Consider the following 16,231-nt stretch of genomic DNA (forward strand, 5'->3'; position numbering starts at 1 on the left):
TTTCAGTCTAATCCGCTTGCCTATGCTCTCAAGTGTGCGACAAGTAAAGTGTGAGTTTTTACCCGTTATAGAGCCAAAATAGTGCAGTTACTTCCGCTCACGTCACTGCCCGTGCAACTGTTTCATGCACAACAAGCTTTGGAGGGCGTTATCGTAAACCACCCACAGCAATGTATTTGGTCTCCAAATATTCATCTAGCCCTAATGCACTGCCCTCTCGGCCCACCCCTGAATGTTTAATGCCACCAAAAGGCGCCACTTCCGTAGAAATGATGCCTTCGTTAATACCGACGATGCCATACTCCAGCTTGTTCGAAGCATACTCGGCCAACTTTACGTCTTGAGTAAAAAAGTAACTGGCTAAACCAAACTCGGTATCGTTGGCAAATTGTAACGCCTCGTCAATATCACTAAATCTGCACAGTGCTGCGATGGGCCCAAACTGTTCAACTTTCATCACTGGGTTATCGTGCGCAACATTGCTAAGTAGCGTCGGTTGGTAAAAAAGCGCCCCAATATCCGATGCAACGTTGCCTCCGCATACTAAGTCTGCACCAGCGAGCGTCGCAGCGTGAACCAATTGGTGGACTTTTTGTAGCGCTTTTTCGTCGATAAGCGGTCCAATATCATGCCCATCAACACCTGCTCCCAGCGACAGCTTACTCATAGCAGTATGGAGCTTTTGAGCAAACTCTTCGTACACACTGTCATGTATGTAAAAACGGTTTGCACAAACACAGGTTTGTCCAGCATTTCTAAATTTACACACAATGGCTCCGGCAACGGCCTCATTGATGTCAGCGTCTGCAAACACAATGAAAGGAGCATTGCCACCGAGCTCCATCGACACACGCTGTACTTGTTGTGAACTTTGCCTCATGAGCTGTTTACCCACAGCGGTTGAACCAGTAAATGACAGTTTTCTGATGTTTGGGTGAGTACAAAATTGCAGCCCAACATCGCTGGCTTGATCGCTAATAACAATGGGCAGTAAATCACCATCGATGCCAGCTTTTAGCGCTAAATATCGCAAGGCAATGGCACATAGCGGAGTATTTATAGCAGGTTTGCTCACCATCGCGCAGCCCGCAGCGAGCGCCGGGGCGAGTTTACGTGTCAGCATCGCCACAGGAAAGTTCCACGGGGTAATCGACGCACAAACACCAATTGGCTGTTTTATGGTGCGTATAGATTTGCCATCGAAGGTCGCAGGAATGGTCATTCCATAAGCCCGTTTTGCCTCTTCGGCAAACCATTCGACAAAGGCAGCGCCATAAGCAACCTCGGATGCTGCTTCCGACAATGGCTTGCCCTGCTCCATAGTCATTATAAGCGCTAGGTCTTGCTGATGATGCTCAATGAGGTCAAACCATTTACGCAATAATTTACTGCGGTATTTTGCGGTTTGAGCCGCCCATTTAGGTTGAGCGAGTGTGGCGGCGACAATTTTGCTCTCAACCTGCTCTAAACTATCGGCGGCTAACCAGCCAAGCGATTTTTGCGTTGCTGGGTTGAGCACTTCAACGCTAAGTGGTTCGAGCCGCTGAGAAGTCAGTACATTAAGCATTTGCGGGTGTTCAAGCTTTGCAATCCATTGCATCTTTAAGCGTCCTAATTAGTGTTAGCACAAAAAACTCTGTCCGTAACTGTGCCATCACCAACCCCTGCTGTACAGAAATCACCCATCAAAATGGTGATGACTTCACTTCCAAAAAGGTTTACGCACTTCTTGATTGGCGGTTTGGCGGTCAATACCAATATCATCCAGTAGATGAGCCGATAGTGAGTCTAAATGTTTTCGCGTGCGGTAATTTCGATGCCAGCCGAGCAACACGAGTAAGAAACTCTTAGCTAATTTAGCAGGTTCAACGACAAGTGAAGGGAAAGGTAAGCGACGTAAATTAACAATAAACTCTGTCATAAGTCCTCCTTGAACTTGGTGTTTGAGTGGTTAATAATCAAACAAGCAAGACAGGTTCACAAACGATAAATTTCGATGCTTGGTTAAGGAAAACTTAAGTGAAAGAGCGACTCCCTCCCCTACAAGGTCTGTACTATTTTTTCGTAGCCGCTGAACATCGCAGTTTTAAGCAAGCGGCCGAGCAACTGTATGTTTCCGCTGCTGCGATCAGCCAACAAATACGCCAGCTCGAGGAGTGGTTAGGGTGTGAGCTATTTATCCGTCAGCACCGACAAGTAACACTCACCCCAGAAGGAGAACTGTTACTCGAATCCGCCAAACTTGGCTTTGGGCACTTACAAGATGGGGTAAGAAAGCTCAATAGCGATCCGAATCCAAACCGATTATCGATTTCTACCCACCCAACCTTTGCCCAACACTGGCTGATACCCCGTATATCCAGTTTCCGCACCCAACACCCAAACTTATCGCTGCTTATTGATCCAAAAAATGAACTGGTCAATTTTCAAGATGGCCTCATTGACGTTTGTGTTCGCTATGGGCACGGCGTTTATGAAAATCTCGACAGCCATTGGCTGATGAATGAGATCCTCTATCCTGTGTGTCATCCCAACTATCAGCGGCAACATGGCATCTATAGCTTGAATGATCTAGTCCGTGCGGAACTCATTGAGGACGTATTACCGGATATGAATTGGGAGATATGGTTTGATATGTTGGACAAAGAAAAGTCATCAAGTCCAATCCGTTATGATGGTTCTCAATTTGTCATGGAAGGCGTCTTGGCTTCCCAGGGTGTTGCTTTAGTCAAACATAGCTTGGCGCAGCGGTTCATTAATGAAGGGAAACTGGTGCGAATAGACAATTATGCGGTTCAATCTCGCTACAGCTACTTTTTATGTGCGCCGAAAGGGTATTTCCGCTACCAAAAAATCACTGCATTTCACGATTGGATCGCCGATCAAGTCAACCACTTCTGTGTCACCGATCACGAGCAGATAAATCTCCGCAAATTACCCCAGCAGCAAGCAGGCTTGTTTAAATTACCGATATAGCCCTTAGAGGTTAATTTACTAGGTTCTGAAAGCGTTGTTGCTGTTTTTGCTCTGGTTTTTCTTGTATTTCCGCTACACTTACCAATAATCTCAGTCAACAAATCCAAATAAATGAAACGTGTCTTACTAGCCTCGCTGCTTTTGATTGTGGGTGGTTGCGCCACTTACGCAGGTCTTAATTTTGATGAACTGTTTGGTCCTGAACAAGTTCAAGCTCGCATAGAACCCTACGATCACAGTCAATCTCAATATTTTGTTGATGAAGTCAAACCCATATTAGACAACCGCTGTGTGGTTTGTCATGCCTGCTATGATGCCCCCTGTCAGCTTAAGTTGACTTCCCCTGAAGGTATCGACAGGGGCTCAAGTTTGGCGGAGGTTTATCAAGGCTCTAGACTCACAGCAACGACTCCTACGAGGCTGTATGAAGATGCTCATAATACCCAAGAATGGCGTGACGCCGGTTTCTTTCCGGTATTAAACGAACGAGTTCAGCGCTCCGATGCTAATGTTCAAGCTGGTGTCATGGCGCAATTACTTCAACAAAAACAACAGTTCCCTTTACCTCGACAAGATCAACTGGATGATTTCGACTTTGGCATCTATCGTAGCCAAACTTGTCCAACTAGTGACACGATTGACGAATATCGTGCTGAGCACCCTACCTGGGGAATGCCTTACGGCTTGCCTGCTCTCAGTAATTCAGAGCACAACACACTACTAGGGTGGCTGCGCAGTGGCGCAAAAATGTCAGAGGTTGAACCACTGACTATAGAGCAGAAAAATGCCATCGATAGTTGGGAAAACTACCTTAATCAACCCGATTTAAAGCGTCAAATAACCAGCCGATATATCTATGAGCATTTGTTCCTAAATCATATTTATTTTTCAGAGCAAGATACCCTGCGCTTTTTCAAGTTGGTTCGCTCTACATCCCCTCCAGGAGAGGAGTTTGATCCTATTGTGACCCGTCGCCCTTATGAAGACCCAGGCGTTGAACGAGTCTACTATCGACTGATTCCAGAGCGCGAAACCATCGTTGATAAAACGCACATGCCGTATGCATTTAACCAGCAACGTATGGACAAATGGATCGAATGGTTTGACGCCGAATATGACATTACAGAACTACCAAGCTATCGCCCTAATGTGGCAAGTAACCCGATAATGGCGTTTGCCGACATCCCTATTCAATCACGTTATAAGTTTTTACTCGATGAAGCGCAAAGCACTATTATGTCGTTCATTAAAGGGCCAGTCTGCCGCGGTCAACTTGCACTTAATGTAATAAACGACCACTTTTGGGTGTTCTTTGTCGATCCCGAGCAATTAGATAATGAGCTTGCTGGCGATTTTTACCGCTCCCAAGCCCCCAATATGCGACTGCCTGGAGAGCTTGACAGCAATACCACCCCTCTATTCAACTGGGTGAAGTATTCTCGCGCTCAATCCAAGTACCTTAGTGACAAGATGGCATTCATGAATGAGATGTTTACCGACGATCGGCATTTAGGTTTGGAGTCTATATGGACAGGCGAAGGCAATCCAAACGCAGCACTGACCATATTCCGTCACTTTGACAGTGCCAGTGTTGTTCAAGGCTTGGTTGGTCATCAACCGAAAACCGCTTGGGTCATTGACTATGCGTTATTAGAGCGAATTCACTACTTGTTGGTTGCTGGGTTTGACGTCTATGGAAACTTTGGGCATCAACTAATCACACGCATGTACATGGACTTACTACGCATTGAAGGTGAGACTGCGTTTATCGCGTTGTTGCCCAAAGAAAACCGCCACCAAACGTTATCTAGTTGGTATCAGGGGCAGTCCATCGAGTTTTCCGATTACCTCACACGTAATGCCAAGCCCTTTATGCAAGAGAGTGGTGTCGAGTACAAGACCATAAATCCAAAGCAAGAGCTCTCGTCACTATTAAAAGAGCGCGTTGCACCCTCGTTGGATTCACGCTATGAGATCGCAAACACAGGAATGCTTCCACAAAACGAGCATAGTCTAAAGCAGATCAACTTCGTGACTGGTGCAGGGCTTGAGCCAGTGCCACAAATCATCTCTTTACATGTCCAGCTCGACAATGGTGAAGACCAGTTCTTTAGTCTTCTGCACAACAATGCACACACTAATATTTCCAGCTTGTTTAACGAAGAAAGTAATCGCGATCCTCAATACGATAGGATAACTTTGGTAAAAGGCATTGTTGGTAGTTATCCAGCCGCATTTCTCAGTATAAAAGAAAGTGAGGCTGGAGAACTGGCACGCATGATACGCTCGATCAATGCAGAAGAAGACTATATTGCCCTGCTCGATCGCTTTGCAATCCGCCGCAGTAGTGATGAGTTTTGGCCATTAAGCGATAAATTGCATGAATGGTATAAACACGACCAGCCTATTGAGTTTGGACTATTAGATTATAATCGATTTGAAAATCGCTAAGTCCACCAAGTGTCCGTTGATGGGTTATCATCAACGGATACAACACCCATAGACTGGCACTTACACCCTGTCGCTAAAACTCATCCAAAATCCGACGATAGTTTTGCTCCATAGGAGAATCACCGCGACTCCACCCAAGCCTTACTAATACCGTGCGTTGAGAAGGGATCATCATCACTAACTGTTTCCTGCTGCCTAGCATCGCAAACCCATCTTCAGGTAGAGACGTTAGCGCAGTAGCAAAAAAATAAGAACTGCCTACGTTCACACCAGCAGCGCCTGTTTCAAATACTAAGTTTTGGATACCTGCTGGCTAAACCCACTAAAAAATTTGGCAGAACACGCCAACTTAACCGTCATACTGCTCGCAACTTGAAATGTATGGCCTAACTGAAAGACAGAATAGCTCAACCAATACGGTGGGATGGCAATAAGCAAAGCAGCCAAGCCCATCACTATCCAAAGTGTTTTATTCATCCTTGACGTTTTCCTTGATTAATATTTATAAATCAAGCGCTAAAATTAGAAAAAACATCTCAAGAACGCTATACATTTAACCACTTTCGCCTGCTGGCACCTAACTAAATCGACGCAACAATAGTTCGTTTATTAACGATTGAGTTGATAGAAATGGTTTACCGGACCATGCCCCTTACCCACATTGAGTCTATCCGCTGCACGCAGCGCCATAGTAAGGTACTGCTTCGCCTTATCACACGCTGGTGCTAACTCATAACCTTGCGCAAGATACGAGGCAATAGCTGAAGATAAGGTGCACCCCGTTCCATGAGTATTATTGGTCTTGACGCGTTCGGCGCTGTAAAGATGCTGCTCGCGTGACGTGACCAAAATGTCATCACTGCTGGAGGTTTGCGCATGGCCACCTTTCACTAGGATGGCGTTAGCACCATTTTCCAGTAAAGCTTTTGCTGTTTCTACCGCATTAAACCCTTGTTCAGTTTGCCTTCCGTTAAGCTTTAGAGCTTCAGGAATGTTCGGCGTGATCACTGTGGCTAATGGTACTAGCTGATCAATTAACGCTTGAACCGCATCACTTTGGATCAGGCTATCACCACTGGTCGCAACCATCACTGGATCCAGCACAATATGCTTAGGTTGATACTGCCGTAGTTTGTCTGCCACGGTTTTAATGATGTCGGCATCCGCAAGCATGCCGATCTTTACCGCGTCAATCGTTAAGTCACTAAACACACTATCTAATTGCGCAGACACCATGTGCGATGAGATAGGCATCACTGCAGATACACCTAGCGTGTTTTGCGCGGTAATTGCAGTAATCACACTGCACGCATAGCTGCCAGTTGCTGATATCGCTTTAATATCGGCTTGAATGCCAGCGCCGCCACCACTGTCAGATCCAGCAATCGTTAATACATTAGGAATTGATTTCATAGTAGATGCCGCAGACTACTTAAACTGAACTTTATAGTAGTTGATGGTTTTGCACGAAGGGCATGCATTTCGGTATAGGCCCTCGACGATCAATGAATCATCCGCCGAAATTGGAATTGGGTTAAGTGATTTTAAGCACTTTTCACACTTGAATTGCGCAGGTTTTGCACCTGGAGACAACTCGATGATTTGTGCTCTTTTTTCTAGGTTTTTTGCGACTAACATAATTAAAAAATAGTAATAACCATTACTTAAGATATTAACACGCAAAGCTTCACTATTCTTTGACGAGAGTAAAAAAAGCCACTTAATAGCATTAAGTGGCTTTATATAACGTCAATTGATTACAAATAGTAACGCATACCAATTACATATTTGTCGTTTGTATTATCAATTTCAGCTTTATCTTCGTCTCTTAGGTCAACTTGGTAACCACCATAGGTCGCAAATTGTGGAGTTACAAAGTACTCAAGCTGAATGGCAGTTTCGTTGTATGCTTCACGCTCCAAACCACCGTCTTCGGTTAAGCTTTCGTAGTTCCAGATCAGATTCCAATCGTTGCCAAACTCGTAAGCCAGTATGACTTCGAAAGCTGTAGACTCATCATACAGATCTCCCTTGACACCAGCACCATTAGAACGACCACCATAAACCTTATCATTTAGTGTATAAACCGCGGCAGCATACAAGCCATCGCCATACGTACCATACTTAGCACTTAGCGCGTTTGACATGCCATCCTGCTTATCAACATCTCCTGTCGAGAGTGCATAGCCAATCATAAATGCACTAATATTGTAAGCTAAGGTCAATTGGAAACGATCGTCGTAATCAACAGCACCTGTGATCGTAGTACCAGTTGTAGCGCCTTGCCAAGCTAAGCCAAGAGCTAAATCCGACCCGCCCAAGTCAAACCCCTTTCTATAGCTAACCATTTTGTCGGCGCGACCAGTACCAGCATCGCCATGGTGTGTATATAGAAAATCGGTCGCATAAGCGATTGGCTTATCGGTAACCCCAGCAACGTCGTAATAAGGCGACCATTGTGTACCAACAACAACTCGTCCCATCGCATCATTAGTCAACCCTATATATCCAAGACGAGTCGTGAAAGAATTGTCACCACCATCTAGAAAATCTAGCCCCCACTCACCTTTCGCATCAGCGGTATAGCCATTACCGAGGTCTTGAGTGAAGTTGAAGTTGACCCGAGGAGCATTAGTACCTACCCCTAAGTCGGAATCATCAGAACCATTAATATTGACAGACACATGCCCGCCAACTGAGAATGTTGAACCATTGTTGTCGTAAACATCTAGCGCCAACGCTGGACTTGCCACTGCTGCTGTGGCCACTGCGATTGCTAATATTTTCTTATCCATAATAGTTATTTCCGTTCACTTCTATATTTGCTTACGCCGTACTGCTCAGATCGACGGAAATTAGTGAAATGTTGTTATGTATTCCCTCTGTACGTAGACGTAGGGCTGTTTTGTATTTCACTAAGTTACAGGGTAGCTACGAAATGAAAAAAGACATAGTAGATCACGTACAGCTTGTAATATTTCGACATAAACATGACATTGATCCGATTTTGGGCAGCTGGAACGACCAAACATTTGCTCGCGGTCAAAAATAGTGTTTGCGAACTATCTGTCACTTTTGATGCAGTAGGAAAGTGTGAGCAAGGAAATATTGCGATGGGTAATCACTATAGTAATGGTGAAAATACGCAGTAAAAACAGGCTTTGTCATTGGATATGGTAGAAGTGAGGGAATATAGACGCTAGAAGCTAGAAGCTAGAAGCAGCGCAATATGGGTCATTGCACTGCTTTCAAGAGCAATTACTTAAAGGCGATGGCCATAACCACCGGCGCAGTACCTTTAGCCGTTGGCATTTCAAAGGCTATTTGTGTTTTAAACGCACTGAATCCAGCATCAGCAAGTTTGGTTTGCAGTTCAGCTTCTGTTAGGCCGTGGTCGTCTGGAGTTTGCTTGAGCCAATCCCAAGAAATAAACACACCGTCGTCTTCAAGAATAGAGTGCGCGACAATCAATGTGTCGGTAAGATTGTAAATGAAGCTGCAGACCGACGAAGCCACAATGACATCGAATTGACCACGAAATGCTGGGTGCTGTGCGGCTAAACCGCGTGACAGAATGTCGACAACAGGTTCTACATTTGGCAGCATTTTCTTATCTAGCTCTTCAATCATCGCTTCCGAAGCGTCAACAGCAACAATTGAGCGCGCTTTGGGTGACATCCTCAAACTAAGAAGACCCGTTCCACAGCCAAGATCCAAAATGTTCTTTTTGTCGATAGACACCTGCTGAACTAAGCTATCAAAAACCTGATCCGCAAACTGATGTGTGGCTAGATCTGCTTCCCAATTTTCTGCGTAGTCATCCCAATCCGTATTCATTGGCATCTCCGATATCGTCCGTTACGTCTGTAAAAACTTGTCATCCTACGGATAACTTTGCCGAGTAAATCAAAACTTTATCTAAAAAGATAGAGCTAAACAGCGATCCTTGACCAGTTTTATTCGTAAAACTGAGCAATATCAGGGTTTGCGACAATTTTTGCACAACTTATGAGCAGATTCATCACTGTTCGCCGCTGTTAATTAGCTAGCAATTCGCAAATTTTCGCTGATATCTTGGTAGCATAGACTCGTTCCCCAAAAGTCCGCCTTGGTGAATGTACAACAGATTCTTTCCAGATAATTTCTGCTTGTGCATTAACAGTACTCTCCACATGAGCGGATCGTACAGCAGCTCAAATTCTACTCCAGTTTGCTCCATTAGAGTTGTCCAAATCTGAAAATCATCTCGATACAGCTTTCCAAAATGATGTTTAGTATCTAGCGACCAAATGGTTGGCTGACTCTGAGTTGAAGAAAGCTGCAAAAATTGCGCCTTTAAATAGTCTTCTCCCCCGACACAAGCGGTTGTAACCACCTCGATACCATAAGGTTGTAAATACTTGTGTAAATAAAAAGCCGTAGTGCCCGTTCCTGATGGCAGCGCCACGACCCACTGCTGCCGATTCTCTAAGGCACCGTCTTCGCAAGAGTTAGTTTGCGACGCTACCCAGTCAATGAGTTCGTTGGCTAAACCTTTTATGCCGTATTCAGCAATCGGCATTCTCCCGCCTTCCTCAACCATCAATACATCGGAAGATTCACTCAAATATCGTTTTAGTGCCGACTCCGTATTCTCAATACCTACTTTCCACTCAAGCGGTATTTCAATAATCCGCGCACCGAGTTCTAACGCCTTGGCATAGTTTCCATTGGGGTTCTGCTTTAGATACGATGCAATATGGTCCACATAAAAATCCAAATGCCAATTCTGTAGATGCGCTAGCGCCGCGAGCGAATAGAGCGAATTAGCCTGTGGTGACCCATACCCCACGATTTTTTTGATGCCTTGTGGCGGCTGTTCAAGCAAGGAGAGAAACTTTCGGGCTTTGTTTCCGCTAAATTGAGGATGCAGCAAATCGTCACGCTTTAAGTAAAAATGCAAACCACAAAATTGATGATTAGTCACGGGTGTATTCCCAAGTTGCACAAATAACTCCACTACACAGATACGATTACGCTATGTTTAATAGTATCAATAAACCAATGACAACCACGACTATTCAATGAACATTGATCGACTAAAAGCCGCAGAAAATGAGTTTCTGATCCGATACCCACAAGGGTTCTCTTCTCCAGAAATGGAGCAAATCGCCAAGAAGCACAAGATGGACAAAATGGTGGCCGATGCACAAGCTATGTTTGCAGAAGAAGCTTTTACTCGTCCACAGCAGATCGCAGAAGACATGGTGCGCTCGGTCAGTCGCTCTTCCATGGTTTCGCTGTTTGAAAAGCCCAAGTTTCGAGACTATGTGAAAGCGATGACTCACGATGAGCGAGAAGCGCTAGCCTTTTCGCTCAAAGACTTTTTATACGGGGATCAGGAGTATGGTTTTCACACCATGCGAGACTTACTCTTACCAGTGAAACTGGCAAAGTGGTCGTTAATGACCATTATCCCCAACTATGTTAAACCCGACGATGAAGTGTTTGTAAAACCCACCACCGCAAAAGGGGTGATTCGTCTTTTTGAGTTAGAGAATTTATCTTACAAGCCCACACCAAGTTACGAATTTTATCACGAATACCGTCGGCAGATACAGCAGATGAAATCGCTGGTCGATCCCATCCTCACCCCGAGTAATGCGGCTTTTAGCGGTTTTTTAATGATGAGCCTCACCGAAAACTGAGGTAACATACTGGCTAACATACCGTTACATTTTGGGGTAGCCACTCCAAGAACTATTTTGGAGTAATTGCTTTTGTCGTGCCAAACCCCGATTGAACAAACAGAAAAGTGGTTGATAGATGTAGTCATCGGCCTAAACTTGTGTCCTTTTGCTGCGAAACCCTACAAAAAAGAACAAATCCACATTGCTCAAAGTAATGCCACTACCGAAGAGAGCTTACTGGAAGATATATTGGTAGAGATGCAGCAGCTGAACTCAATTCCTGCTGCAGATCGCGATACAACTCTGGTGGTTATCCCTCATATGCTTAACGATTTCTGGGATTACAATATGTTCCTGGATTGGGTAGATGCGTTGATAAAACAGCAACAGTGGGAAGGCGTTTTCCAGATCGCATCATTTCATCCCGAGTATTGTTTCCACGGCGCTCACCAAGAAGACAGCGAAAACTTAACCAATCGCTCCCCCTTCCCAACAATTCATATCATCCGTGAAGCCAGTATGGAACGTGTACTGAAGCTGTTTAAAGATCCTGAAAGCATTCCTGAAACCAATATGGATACGGTCTCAGAGTTAACGGATCAACAAAAACAGGCGCTGTTCCCGTACCTATTTACTGAGAAATAAGCATGATCAATATTACTGACAAATCCAAAGAAGAGGCAATTTGGCCGCTATTTAGACTTGGGTTTCGACCCTTTTTCTTGCTTGGGTCGCTGTATTCCATCATCGCTATTCTGATTTGGGTTATCGCATTTCGAACCGGTCAACCTGCGCAATTGCAAGTCCCCGCGATTTGGTGGCATGTACACGAAATGCTGTTTGGTTTTGCCATGGCTATAGTAGTGGGCTTTGTGCTTACTGCCGTGCAAACCTGGACGGGAATACCCAGTGTCAAAAGTTGGCGGCTTGGATTCATCGTTTTGCTATGGTGCCTACCTAGAATTTTATTTTGGACAGACACCCCGCTTTGGCTTATTTCCTCAATTGAATGTGCATTCTTAGCCGTTGCCGCGTTTGAGATTGGTGTTCGTGTGATTAAAGCTAAAAAGTGGAAAAACCTATTTTTTATTCCGCTCTTCGCAGTGGCTATTGTTGCTAACTTTGCAAGTTACGCTTCCATCAAAGGAATGCCGCCTTTCCCCCCTATCGCTGTGTGGGAAGCGATGTTGTGGTGGTTTGCACTGCTACTTTCTGTCATGGGCGGTCGAGTCATACCGTTTTTTACCGCTAAGAAGTTTCAAGTCGAAAAGAACCAACCCATTTTATGGTTAGACTTTGTAGCAAACCTTCCCTTTGTTCTGCTTATGGTACTTGCCTTTTTCCCGGTGGCTAAAGGTCAGTTAGCCATCTATATCTGCTTGGTAGCAGCGGTAGCTCAGTTAATTCGCTGGATGCGTTGGAAGCCGTTTATTAGCCTTAGCGAGCCTTTGGTGTGGTCGCTGCACTTTGGCTACTTAGCGATACCACTCACGCTTCTCACGCTCGCACTTGATATTTCACCCATGCTCAATCATAGCGTCATGCACTTATTGGCCATAGGCGGGCTTGGCGGGGTTGTACTCGCGATGATCACTAGAGTAAGCATGGGACATACTGGGTTTCCCATTTACCAAGGGCCCTCTATGGCGCTTGGCTATTTGTCCATTTTGCTGGCCGCATTGCTTCGGAGCTATGGCGCCGGTATCTTCAGCGCCAATCTACTGGTGATCGTCGATATTTCTGCGCTACTGTGGATCATTGGCTATGGATTTTATTTGATCAAGATTGCGCCTATGCTGGTTAAGCCTCGCGTTGATGGACACCCAGGCTAATCACTAAAGTCTTAGAAGGTTTTTCCGGCTAGGTACAAAGTACAGTCAGGCCAACTGCGACCGCTTAACGTCTTTTGCAGTGTTTTTACAGAAACCCATTTCCCAGAAGTAGGTTTTCTGTCTGAGAGAATATGCACGCGCTCACTCGTAATGTAGCCACTCGAACCATACACTTCAATGTCACCAAACAACACCGAATGGTGAATATCCAACTGCTGCATTTTTTGCTCTGCCGCGGTCACCAGTTGCTTAACCAACCCACGGCCTCGGGCGGCAGGTGCAACCGCTACTTCCGCTATTCCACCGATGACAAATGACGAAGAAGCGGTATACAGTTTCTTTTCGTGGAAAGCAGCATGAGCCAGTAAGGATTGTTTGCTGTCGTCCCAAATGACAAATCGGTGCATTGGAGATTCGAAAAAAAATCGTCGCTCTTCTATGCACGCTTGATCCTCATCGTTAAAGCAAACTCTCAGAAGTTGACGGATCTGTCGATCTTCAAATTGGCTTATATTGGTGTCACGCAGATAGTGAACAGATGTTGTTTGGTCAACAGAAAACGATGGGTGGGTCAAAGACATATCACACTCCTAAAAACGGCAATGCGACTATACGATACCTCTAAAATGAAAACTGTGGTGCAGCAATAAAAACAAAAAAATCACGCCGCATTGTAAATAATGCTTACAAAAGCGGCGTGATTTTAAAGACAGTTTCAAGTTGTCTTTTGTTGTCTAATTACTTGTTACGGCGAGCCGTCACTGCATCAGCAAGTTGGCGCAATACTTTTTCAGTATCATCCCAGCCAATACATGCATCGGTCAATGACTGACCGTAGGTTGCTGCTTTACCATCCACCAAATCTTGGCGACCTTCAACAAGGTGAGACTCAATCATTACACCAAACACGGCATTTTCACCTGATGCGATTTGTTCACTCACTTCGTCCGACACAACCAGTTGACGTTGGTACTGTTTAGAACTGTTTGCATGGCTAAAGTCGATCATCACTTTTTGGCGTAGTTTCGACGCCTCTAGCTGCTGTTTAATGTCGGCGACATGCGCCGCGCTGTAGTTCGGCTCTTTACCGCCGCGTAGGATAATGTGGCAATCTGGGTTACCAGCCGTTTCTACAATTGCTGAGTGACCATACTTGGTTACTGACAAGAAATGGTGCGACGATTCTGCTGAGCGAATCGCATCGGTTGCAATCTTGATGTTACCGTCAGTACCATTTTTAAAGCCCACTGGACAAGAGATACCTGATGACAACTCACGGTGAACCTGAGACTCGGTAGTACGTGCACCGATAGCGCCCCAGCTAATCAGATCCGCGACGTATTGCGGCGTGATCATATCTAGAAATTCACTGGCCGTAGGTAAACCCATGTCAGTGAGGTCAAGCAGTAGTTTGCGACCAATTCTTAGTCCATCGTTAATTTTAAAGGTATCGTTTAGGTACGGGTCGTTGATTAGACCTTTCCAACCGACAGTAGTACGTGGTTTTTCAAAGTAAACACGCATCACGACTTCTAAACGATCGCCTAATTCGTCACGGAGCACCTTTAGCTTTTTGCCATATTCTAGAGCGGCTTCAGTATCGTGAATTGAGCAAGGGCCAACAATAACCAACAGTCGGTCATCTTTATCATTGAGAATGTTGTGGATCGCTTTACGAGCGTTAAAAGTGGTAGAAGAAGCTGTTTCTGTTGCAGGAAATCGTTCCAGAACCGCTACTGGAGGTAAGAGTTCTTTGATTCTGGTAATTTTTACGTCATCGGTTTGGTACATCTACACTGCTTCCTTTAGTTAGTCGCTCAATTATTGTACTCAGATCAAATTAAATAGGTCATTTGTGATCTGTTTCTCGTAACTTAACCACTAAAAACAAGTTGTGCAAACACTTTTTTAGCCAAAAGGCAATAAAACAACAAAAAGTAAAGTTTACACGAAGTGTGCATTTAAATTTACACCCAGACCAGATGCTTGTCCCACTTCAGTGCAGATCCAACACGGCTCTCATCACACCGCGCTGGATCTGCTCAACATTCCCCATACCAAACCCTTAGGTATGCTTGTCTGGTGTCGACTAATGCTATGGTCGACGAGTAGGTAAATACTTGAACTTAGCTTTGCATCGCTTTAGCAGTTATGCGATAGCCCTGTTCTTAGCATCATAGATCTCTTCCCTTTCAACATGGAGGCGCTTTTTATTACCGTCAAACAGGTGCAAGTGACGCTTCGCTACATAAAACGTCAACGGCTGGTTTATCTCAATAGGCACTTCTGGTGTCACTATGGTCAAGCTTCTCCCCATCCACTTGCCGTGCACCAATTGATTGGGGCCAAGAGGTTCTATCACCGAAACGTCCATGTTCATCTGAAGGCTGTTATCTATTGGCTCTAAGCTTGCACTTTCTGGGCGAATTCCCACTGTTACCGGCCCATTCTCAGTCGATATTAGACCCTTTAAGTCGATAATCTGCTCATTCAAAGTTAGGGTATTTGTAACCATGTTCGCGTCTAAGAAGTTCATCGCTGGGCTACCTATAAAACTCGCGACAAACATACTCTCGGGTTGATGATACACCTCTGAAGGAGTGCCAATTTGTTCAATCACCCCGCCATTTAACACCACAATTCTGTCTGCTAATGTCATGGCTTCAACTTGGTCGTGGGTCACGTACACGCTTGTAATGCCAGTTTTACGCTGCAGTTTTTTGATTTCTAATCGCATATGAGCGCGCAAAGCCGCATCAAGGTTAGACAAGGGTTCATCAAATAAAAATAGCTTCGGTTCTCTCACAATCGCCCGTCCCATCGCCACGCGTTGCCGTTGGCCTCCCGACAATTTAGCGGGTTTACGCTCCAGGTACTCTTCGATTTTTAAAAGCTTCGCAACACCATGAATTTTCTCAGCGATTTCCGTTTTATTCACACCACGGTTTTTTAATCCATAAGCCAAGTTGTTGTAAACCGTCATGTGCGGATAAAGCGCGTAGTTTTGAAACACCATCGCAATGTCTCTGAGCGCCGGTTTTTCTCTGTCTACTCGTCGGCCCGCTAAATGAATTTCGCCGCCAGTTATGGCTTCTAGACCTGCAATTGAGCGCAATATTGACGACTTACCACAACCTGATGGCCCTACCAAGACGATGAATTCACCTTGTTCAACATTGATGTCGACACCTTTTACAGCGACATGTCCGTTCTCATAGGTCTTTTCTAGTTGTTGAAGGCTTAACATTGTGTTCTCCATTGTGGTTCTTTGCATGTTCGAAGGGTTCTTAACTGACCGTCTGC

Annotated in this window: 16 protein-coding genes; 5 read left to right on the top strand and 11 right to left on the bottom strand. The window is 45.0% G+C overall.

All coding sequences use genetic code 11. The features are described 5' to 3' along the window. Positions 1 to 148: 148 nt before the first annotated feature. On the bottom strand, positions 149 to 1,567 hold the full coding sequence (locus ST37_RS06590; RefSeq protein ID WP_143698154.1) for an NAD-dependent succinate-semialdehyde dehydrogenase: 1,419 nt from the start codon (positions 1,565 to 1,567) through the stop codon (positions 149 to 151). A 135-nt stretch (positions 1,568 to 1,702) separates the two neighbouring features. After that, a complete protein-coding gene (locus tag ST37_RS06595) occupies positions 1,703 to 1,921 on the bottom strand; it encodes a DUF1127 domain-containing protein (protein ID WP_084884809.1) in 219 nt (72 codons plus the stop codon). Between the two features lie 98 nt (positions 1,922 to 2,019). Between ST37_RS06595 and ST37_RS06600 the strand changes: the two genes are divergently transcribed. Next, a complete protein-coding gene (locus ST37_RS06600; RefSeq protein ID WP_084884811.1) occupies positions 2,020 to 2,976 on the top strand; it encodes a LysR substrate-binding domain-containing protein in 957 nt (318 codons plus the stop codon). A 111-nt stretch (positions 2,977 to 3,087) separates the two neighbouring features. Then, complete coding sequence (locus tag ST37_RS06605) at positions 3,088 to 5,427, top strand: fatty acid cis/trans isomerase (protein WP_084884812.1); 2,340 nt, start codon at positions 3,088 to 3,090, stop codon at positions 5,425 to 5,427. A gap of 73 nt (positions 5,428 to 5,500) precedes the next feature. Here ST37_RS06605 and ST37_RS06610 read toward each other — a convergent pair whose 3' ends face one another. From ST37_RS06610 to ST37_RS06640, 6 genes are all read right to left on the bottom strand, one after another. Further along, positions 5,501 to 5,695: a hypothetical protein gene (locus ST37_RS06610; RefSeq protein ID WP_084884814.1), complete on the bottom strand. Its 195-nt coding sequence runs from the start codon at positions 5,693 to 5,695 to the stop codon at positions 5,501 to 5,503. A 23-nt stretch (positions 5,696 to 5,718) separates the two neighbouring features. Further along, positions 5,719 to 5,904, bottom strand: coding sequence for a hypothetical protein (locus ST37_RS06615; protein ID WP_084884815.1), 186 nt, complete (start codon positions 5,902 to 5,904; stop codon positions 5,719 to 5,721). A gap of 132 nt (positions 5,905 to 6,036) precedes the next feature. Continuing rightward, positions 6,037 to 6,840, bottom strand: a complete 804-nt coding sequence (thiD, locus tag ST37_RS06620) for a bifunctional hydroxymethylpyrimidine kinase/phosphomethylpyrimidine kinase (protein ID WP_084884817.1) — start codon at positions 6,838 to 6,840, stop codon at positions 6,037 to 6,039. Between the two features lie 344 nt (positions 6,841 to 7,184). Then, a complete protein-coding gene (locus tag ST37_RS06630; RefSeq protein WP_084884820.1) occupies positions 7,185 to 8,222 on the bottom strand; it encodes a porin in 1,038 nt (345 codons plus the stop codon). 463 nt (positions 8,223 to 8,685) lie between these two features. After that, on the bottom strand, positions 8,686 to 9,264 hold the full coding sequence (locus tag ST37_RS06635) for a class I SAM-dependent methyltransferase (protein ID WP_084884822.1): 579 nt from the start codon (positions 9,262 to 9,264) through the stop codon (positions 8,686 to 8,688). A 208-nt stretch (positions 9,265 to 9,472) separates the two neighbouring features. After that, positions 9,473 to 10,414: a pyridoxal-phosphate dependent enzyme gene (locus ST37_RS06640; protein ID WP_084884823.1), complete on the bottom strand. Its 942-nt coding sequence runs from the start codon at positions 10,412 to 10,414 to the stop codon at positions 9,473 to 9,475. A gap of 76 nt (positions 10,415 to 10,490) precedes the next feature. On the opposite strand from ST37_RS06640, the gene ST37_RS06645 reads away from it, so the two are divergent. The 3 genes from ST37_RS06645 (at position 10,491) to ST37_RS06655 (ending at position 12,928) form a co-directional block, all read left to right on the top strand. Beyond that, positions 10,491 to 11,114, top strand: a complete 624-nt coding sequence (locus ST37_RS06645; RefSeq protein WP_084884825.1) for a hypothetical protein — start codon at positions 10,491 to 10,493, stop codon at positions 11,112 to 11,114. Positions 11,115 to 11,180: 66 nt separating this feature from the next. Continuing rightward, the gene (locus ST37_RS06650) at positions 11,181 to 11,741 is read left to right on the top strand and encodes a DUF1415 domain-containing protein (protein WP_084884826.1); all 561 of its coding nucleotides are present in this window, start codon (positions 11,181 to 11,183) and stop codon (positions 11,739 to 11,741) included. Positions 11,742 to 11,743: 2 nt separating this feature from the next. Next, positions 11,744 to 12,928: an NnrS family protein gene (locus ST37_RS06655; protein ID WP_084884828.1), complete on the top strand. Its 1,185-nt coding sequence runs from the start codon at positions 11,744 to 11,746 to the stop codon at positions 12,926 to 12,928. 11 nt (positions 12,929 to 12,939) lie between these two features. Here the strand turns inward: ST37_RS06655 and ST37_RS06660 are convergent, their stop codons facing one another. The 3 genes from ST37_RS06660 to ugpC form a co-directional block, all read right to left on the bottom strand. Continuing rightward, a complete protein-coding gene (locus ST37_RS06660; RefSeq protein WP_084884830.1) occupies positions 12,940 to 13,509 on the bottom strand; it encodes a GNAT family N-acetyltransferase in 570 nt (189 codons plus the stop codon). A gap of 157 nt (positions 13,510 to 13,666) precedes the next feature. Further along, positions 13,667 to 14,719: a 3-deoxy-7-phosphoheptulonate synthase AroG gene (gene aroG, locus ST37_RS06665; RefSeq protein ID WP_084884831.1), complete on the bottom strand. Its 1,053-nt coding sequence runs from the start codon at positions 14,717 to 14,719 to the stop codon at positions 13,667 to 13,669. 358 nt (positions 14,720 to 15,077) lie between these two features. Continuing rightward, the gene (ugpC, locus tag ST37_RS06670; RefSeq protein WP_143698155.1) at positions 15,078 to 16,175 is read right to left on the bottom strand and encodes a sn-glycerol-3-phosphate ABC transporter ATP-binding protein UgpC; all 1,098 of its coding nucleotides are present in this window, start codon (positions 16,173 to 16,175) and stop codon (positions 15,078 to 15,080) included. Between the last annotated feature and the right edge of the window lie 56 nt (positions 16,176 to 16,231).

Origin of the sequence: Vibrio sp. qd031, assembly GCF_002100145.1 — a bacterium.
Lineage (GTDB): Bacteria > Pseudomonadota > Gammaproteobacteria > Enterobacterales > Vibrionaceae > Vibrio.

Bases quoted from the DNA above. Each gene is read 5' to 3' on its own strand.
- ST37_RS06590 (WP_143698154.1), bottom strand. From the start codon at position 1,567: ATGCTTAATGTACTGACTTCTCAGCGGCTCGAACCACTTAGCGTTGAA.
- ST37_RS06595 (WP_084884809.1), bottom strand. From the start codon at position 1,921: ATGACAGAGTTTATTGTTAATTTACGTCGCTTACCTTTCCCTTCACTT.
- ST37_RS06605 (WP_084884812.1), top strand. From the start codon at position 3,088: ATGAAACGTGTCTTACTAGCCTCGCTGCTTTTGATTGTGGGTGGTTGC.
- ST37_RS06615 (WP_084884815.1), bottom strand. From the start codon at position 5,904: ATGAATAAAACACTTTGGATAGTGATGGGCTTGGCTGCTTTGCTTATT.
- thiD (WP_084884817.1), bottom strand. From the start codon at position 6,840: ATGAAATCAATTCCTAATGTATTAACGATTGCTGGATCTGACAGTGGT.
- ST37_RS06630 (WP_084884820.1), bottom strand. From the start codon at position 8,222: ATGGATAAGAAAATATTAGCAATCGCAGTGGCCACAGCAGCAGTGGCA.
- ST37_RS06635 (WP_084884822.1), bottom strand. From the start codon at position 9,264: ATGAATACGGATTGGGATGACTACGCAGAAAATTGGGAAGCAGATCTA.
- ST37_RS06645 (WP_084884825.1), top strand. From the start codon at position 10,491: ATGAACATTGATCGACTAAAAGCCGCAGAAAATGAGTTTCTGATCCGA.
- ST37_RS06655 (WP_084884828.1), top strand. From the start codon at position 11,744: ATGATCAATATTACTGACAAATCCAAAGAAGAGGCAATTTGGCCGCTA.
- ST37_RS06660 (WP_084884830.1), bottom strand. From the start codon at position 13,509: ATGTCTTTGACCCACCCATCGTTTTCTGTTGACCAAACAACATCTGTT.
- aroG (WP_084884831.1), bottom strand. From the start codon at position 14,719: ATGTACCAAACCGATGACGTAAAAATTACCAGAATCAAAGAACTCTTA.
- ugpC (WP_143698155.1), bottom strand. From the start codon at position 16,175: ATGTTAAGCCTTCAACAACTAGAAAAGACCTATGAGAACGGACATGTC.